This window comes from Cryobacterium sp. TMT2-10 (assembly GCF_004403075.1).
GTDB classification, from domain to species: domain Bacteria; phylum Actinomycetota; class Actinomycetes; order Actinomycetales; family Microbacteriaceae; genus Cryobacterium; species Cryobacterium shii.
The window spans coordinates 1-5,408 of sequence record NZ_SOGW01000019.1 but is presented as its reverse complement, the minus strand read 5'-3'; the positions used below and the strand labels follow the sequence as shown (position 1 = coordinate 5,408).

General features: G+C 69.5%; 4 protein-coding genes and 1 pseudogene. 1 reads left to right on the top strand and 4 read right to left on the bottom strand.

Annotated features, from left to right (window positions below):
• From E3T37_RS17180 to xylA, 4 genes and pseudogenes are all read right to left on the bottom strand, one after another.
• Positions 1 to 224: pseudogene (locus tag E3T37_RS17180) on the bottom strand (hypothetical protein); the annotation flags it as partial.
• Positions 225 to 341: 117 nt separating this feature from the next.
• Positions 342 to 1,232: a thioredoxin domain-containing protein gene (locus E3T37_RS01745; protein ID WP_134365137.1), complete on the bottom strand. Its 891-nt coding sequence runs from the start codon at positions 1,230 to 1,232 to the stop codon at positions 342 to 344.
• A 115-nt stretch (positions 1,233 to 1,347) separates the two neighbouring features.
• Entirely contained in the window at positions 1,348 to 2,976 is a 1,629-nt protein-coding gene (locus tag E3T37_RS01740; protein WP_134365136.1) for an FGGY family carbohydrate kinase, read from the bottom strand.
• A gap of 328 nt (positions 2,977 to 3,304) precedes the next feature.
• Positions 3,305 to 4,495 (bottom strand): xylose isomerase, encoded by a 1,191-nt coding sequence (xylA, locus tag E3T37_RS01735; protein ID WP_134365135.1) that lies wholly within the window; start codon positions 4,493 to 4,495, stop codon positions 3,305 to 3,307.
• 182 nt (positions 4,496 to 4,677) lie between these two features.
• Between xylA and E3T37_RS01730 the strand changes: the two genes are divergently transcribed.
• Complete coding sequence (locus E3T37_RS01730; RefSeq protein ID WP_198415941.1) at positions 4,678 to 5,313, top strand: sugar O-acetyltransferase; 636 nt, start codon at positions 4,678 to 4,680, stop codon at positions 5,311 to 5,313.
• The last annotated feature ends 95 nt before the right edge of the window (positions 5,314 to 5,408 follow it).

Sequence of the window (5,408 nt, the reverse complement as noted above, 5' to 3'; positions counted from 1 at the left end):
GGCTCTGCGGGCGCCGGCTCTGCGGGCGCCGGGTCTGCGGGCGCCGGGTCTGCGGGCGCCGGCTCTGCGGGCGCCGGCTCTGCGGGCGCCGTCTGGCCGTGCTCGGTCCGGCCGTGCACGGTTTGGCTGGGCACCGGGCGGTCGTCGACGGCCTTTCCGTTCGCCGACCCTTCGGGCACCGGTCGCGAGGTCGCGGGGTCGGTCTCAGGATCGGTCTCGTGCATGCCGGTCCTTCCGCTTCGTCTCGTTCGCCGAGTTCGCCACTTCCGGTCGATCACGCCAGGTGTGCCTGACGATCTCGACCGGAAGTGGCGAACTCGAGTGCTGCTGCCGCTCGGCTGCTACTTGGCCGGTGCGGCGGTGGCCTGGGCGGTCACGAAGCTCTCGAAAGCGGCCGGGTCGTCGAGGGCACCCGTGTAGGCGACACCGTTGACGAGCACGGTGGGCGTGCCCTTGATCTGCTTGATGTCGGCGTTGGGCAGCGGTCCCTTGAGAGCGCGATCGGTCGACGCGGCGACCCAGTCGGTGAAGGTCTGGTCGGTGATGCAGCCGGCCACATCCTTGTCGGTGACCCCGGCATCCGTGACCAGGCTGACGATTTGCTTGTCGGTCAGGCCGGTGGTCTGCTCGGCCGGCTGGTTCTTGAACAGTGCCGTGTTCACGGCGAGGAAGGAGTCCGGCTGGAAGTTCGCGACGCAGGCCGCGGCGTTGGCCGCCCGGGTCGGGTACTTGCTGCCGGCCGAGCCCTGGTCGAGGATCGAGATCGGGTGGAATTCGAGGGTCGCGTTGCCGGCGGACACCCAGGTGGCGATCTGCTCGCCGTTCGTCGCCTCGAACTGGCCGCAGAACGGGCACAGGTAGTCCGCGTAGATCGCGATGTTGGCGGTGTCGGTCATCTTCGACTGGTCCGTCGCGATGGGCTTCGCGTCGGCGGCGAGCGCGTCGGTCGTAACCGCGGTGATCGAGGTGCCGTCGCCGGTGAGCAGGATGCCGTCGCTCGCCATGTTCGCCGGGCGGACCGCGGCCGAGCCCGGGCCGGTGCTGTTCACGATCACGAGGGTGACGATCACGGCGGCGGCGATGATGCCGGCGCCGATGCCGCCGCGCAGCAGCCAGCGCTTGCGCTTATCGCGCTTCTGCTGTTCCTCGCGCATCAGGCGGGCGCTCTCGCGCGCCGCGTCCCGGCGGTCTTTTTTCGGGGGGACTGGCTTGCCGTAGGCATTGCTATTCATGGACTCTGTGCACCGTTTCGTCGCGACTGACTCGTCGTTTGGCTTGTCGTTCCAAGGTTAGAGGGTCAGAAACGCGTGGGGGTGGCCACCGGCTGTGAGGCGCCTGTGAGCCGAGTCAGGGCTGTGTCCGGTGGGCGACATACTGGGCACGGATGACGGGGCGGAAGTCCGATTCCGGCTCGGCGGCGAGGGAGACCGGCCAAACCGGCCGATGACCCGTGAGCGTCCAGGCAGCCTGCGCGGCGGCGCCGTCCGCGACATATTCGCCGGGGGTGGGCACGACGACCCGGGCGTCGAACACTTCCGCGGCGATCGTGCGCACGGCCGGGTTCTGGGCCGCGCCCCCGATCAGGAGGATGCGGCGGACCTCAACCCCCTGGGCACGCACCGCGTCGAGGCCGTCGGCGAGGCCGCAGAGCAGTCCCTCGATGGCGGCGCGGGCGAGTCCGGGCCGGGTGGCCGAGGCGAGGGTGAGGCCGAACAGGGAGGCGGTTGCGTCGGGCAGATTCGGTGTGCGCTCGCCCTCGAAGTATGGCTGGAGCACGAGCCCGTGTGCGCCGGGTCGGGCCTCGAGCGCGAGCCGGCCGAGCTCGTCGTGGTCCACGCCGAGCAGCCCGCACACGGCGTCGAGCACCCGGGCCGCATTGAGAGTCGCGACCAGGGGGAGGAAGAGCCCGCCGGCGTCGGCGAAGCCGGCGACCGTGCCGGTGGAATCCGCGACCGGGTGGTCGGTGACCGCGAAGACGGTGCCGCTGGTCCCGATCGACACGATCACGTCGCCGTCGGCCGCTCCGAGGCCGAGCGCGGCCCCGGCATTGTCTCCGGCGCCGGCGCCAACCGCGATGCCCGCTGGGATCGAATTCGACGGAGATTTTGCTGCAAAAGGTGCGTTTTCGGTGGTTTCGCACCCAGATTCGTCAAAATCTCCGTCGAATTGGTTCGGGCCAGCGACGTTTGCCGCTGCCGCTGCCGCTGCCGCTGCCGCTGCCGCTGCCGCTGCCGCAGAGGCTGCGCCACCGGCGTTGGCGACGGGCGCGACGGGCGCGACGGGCGCGACGGGCGCGACGGTGAGGCTCACGGTCGTGCCGGCGGAGTCACCGGGTCCGAGCACCCGCGGCAGGATCGCGGCGTGCCCGAGGGCTCGTTCGAACAGGTCGAGGTCGTATTCGCCGGTCAGGGGCGACCAATAGCCGGTGCCGCTCGCGTCGGAGCGGTCGGTGGTCAGGGCGGTGAGGTTCGGGCCGAGGGGGCTCGTGGCGGTCGGGCCGTAGCCGAGCAGCCGCCAGGTGAGCCAGTCGTGCGGCAGGGCGACTGCGGCGACCCGGGCCGCATTGGCGGGTTCGGCATCCCGCAGCCAGCGCAGTTTGGTGGCCGTGAACGAGGCGACCGGTACGACGCCGGTGCGGCGCGCGTACTCCCCGGCGCCCACCTCGGCAATCAGGGCGGTGGCGGCAGGGGCGCTGCGGGTGTCGTTCCAGAGCAGGGCCGGGCGGATGACCTGGCCGGCCCGGTCGAGCACGACCATGCCGTGCTGCTGCGCCGCAATGGAGATCGCGGCCACGTTCTCGAGCCCGCCGGCATCGAGAAGCGCGGAGTTCAAGGCGTCCCACCAGACCTGCGGGTCGACCTCGGTGCCGTCCGGATGCGCCGCGCGCCCGCTGCGCACGAGGGCACCGGTTACGGCATCCCGGATGACGACCTTGCAGCTTTGGGTCGAGGAATCGACTCCGGCAACCAGTGTCATGGCTATATTCTCCTCTCGGTTGGTGGTGGGTCAGGTGCATAACTCCTGCAATTCCTGTCCGGGGAAACCGGAGGCCGCGGAATTCCGGGTGCGGGCGAGCCTGCGCCGCGGAATTCCGGGTGCGGGCGAGCCTGCGCCGTCGAATTCCAGGAGTTATGCGCGGGGTGGGGTGGCAAAACGGGAGAGACGGTGCTGCGGCGGCCGCGGGGCCAACTCAGGAGAAACGGATGCCGCGGGCCAGGGCGCCGCGGACCCGGTGCGGGATCCCGGGACTCGCCCGGCGGCATCCGTTGGATCTCCTGACTTGGCCACAGGGGGCCGGGGCTGGCTAGCGCGCGCCGAGCAGGTGTTCGAGGGCCAGCTGCTGCAGCCGCACGAAGCCGAAGCCCTTGCCGCCGAAGTACGCGTCCGTGTCGAAGTCCTCGTAGGAGGCGCGGTCTGCGATCAGGTTGTCGTAGCTTTCGCCGGCGGCGAGGGTCGGCAGGGCCAGTTCCGGCACCAGCGACGCGGCGAGCATCTGCTGCACCTCGGGGTCGGCGCGGAACGCCCGGGCGCGTTCCTTGAGCAGCAGGTAGGTCTGGATGTTCGCGGACGCCGAGTCCCACACGCCGGTGATGTCCTCGGTGCGGCTGGGCTTGTAATCGAAGTGGCGCGGCCCGTCGTAGGCGGGGCCGCCGTTCGGGCCGCCGTTCTCGAGCAGGTCGACGAGAGCGAACGCATTGTGCAGATCGCCGTGGCCGAAGACCAGGTCCTGGTCGTACTTGATACCGCGCTGGCCGTTGAGGTCGATGTGGAACAGCTTGCCCTGGTAGAGCGCCTGGGCGATGCCGGCGGCGAAGTTGAGCCCGGCCATCTGCTCGTGGCCGACCTCGGGGTTCACGCCGACCAGTTCGGGGCGCTCGAGCGTGGTGATGAACGCCATGGCGTGCCCGACCGTCGGCAGCAGGATATCGCCGCGGGGTTCGTTCGGCTTAGGTTCGATCGCGAAACGGATGTCGTAGCCCTTGTCGGTGACGTAGTCGCCGAGCAGGTTGACGGCCTCGCGGTACCGCTCGAGAGCCGAACGGATGTCCTTGGCCGAGTCGTACTCGGCGCCCTCGCGGCCGCCCCACATCACGAACGTCTTCGCGCCGAGCTCGGCGGCGAGGTCGAGGTTGCGCAGCACCTTGCGGAGCGCGAAGCGGCGCACGCTGCGGTCGTTCGAGGTGAAGCCGCCGTCCTTGAAGACCGGTGCGCTGAACAGGTTGGTGGTGATCATCGGAATGATCAGGCCGGTGTCGGCGCAGGCCTGCTTGACGCGGTCGATCTGGGACTGGCGGGCGGCATCCGTGGAGCCGAAGGCGAACAGGTCGTCGTCGTGGAAGGTCAGGCCGTAAGCGCCGATCCGGGCCAGGTTCTCGACGGCGTCGACGATGTCCAGCGGCGGACGGGTCGGCCCACCGAACGGGTCTGCGCCGTTGTAGCCGATGGTCCACAGGCCAAAGGAGAACTTGTCTGCGGGGGTGGGCGTGAGTGCCATGGTGATCCTTGTCTGTCAGCGACGTCGATGATTTGTTGGAGCTAGAAACATATTAGGGGAAATCCCGGCGATGCGCCACCGGAAGCGACGCATTGGCCGCGACAGCTCATCGATCACCACGTGACGGGCTCCGGAGCGCAGTGGGCCGGGGTCGGAGCTGTCTGAGGATTAGGATTATGTTTATGGATCAAACAAATCGTCCCACGCCGGATCCCGAGCGCTCGGAGTACGACAAGATGGTGGCGGGGGACTGGTACCGGTATCGTGCCGGCCCCGAACTCGCCGAGATGACCATCGCCACGCAGCGCACCTGTCGGCGGATCACCGCTCTCTTCGATGAGGATCGGGATGCAGCCCAGGCGCTGTTCGTCGACATGCTCGGCACGGCCGGGGACGTACTGGACTTCCGGCCGCCGCTGTACCTGGACTACGGCTCGCGGCTGCACGTGGGCGCCGACACCTTCATCAACGCCGACTTCCTGACCCTCGGCGGCGGGGAGATCACGATCGGGCGGAACGTCCTGATCGGGCCCAGCGCCCGCCTGTATACCCCGATCCACGCGCTCGACATCGACGAGCGACGGGCCGGCTACGAGCGGGTGCTGCCGATCCATATCGGCGACGACGTGTGGCTCGGCGGCAACGTCGTGGTGTGCCCCGGCGTCACCATCGGTGCCGGCAGCGTGATCGGCGCCGGCTCCGTCGTCACCCGCGACGTGCCGCCGGGAGTAATCGCCGTCGGCAACCCGGCCCGCGTCGTTCGCACGCTCGAGCCGGGCGAACAGGCCGAACCGGGCGAGGCCGCGCCCGAGGACTAGGAGCGTGTGTCAGTAACGCCTATTCGAAGTTGATGCGACGAGATCCGGGCCGATTTGGCCGCAGCGGGCGGGGCGTTGCTGTGGCGGTCGTCGTG

What these genes read in the sequence shown, in the direction of transcription:
- E3T37_RS01740 (WP_134365136.1), bottom strand. Translation starts at nt 2,976, where the DNA reads ATGACACTGGTTGCCGGAGTCGATTCCTCGACCCAAAGCTGCAAGGTC.
- E3T37_RS01730 (WP_198415941.1), top strand. Translation starts at nt 4,678, where the DNA reads ATGGATCAAACAAATCGTCCCACGCCGGATCCCGAGCGCTCGGAGTAC.
- xylA (WP_134365135.1), bottom strand. Translation starts at nt 4,495, where the DNA reads ATGGCACTCACGCCCACCCCCGCAGACAAGTTCTCCTTTGGCCTGTGG.
- E3T37_RS01745 (WP_134365137.1), bottom strand. Translation starts at nt 1,232, where the DNA reads ATGAATAGCAATGCCTACGGCAAGCCAGTCCCCCCGAAAAAAGACCGC.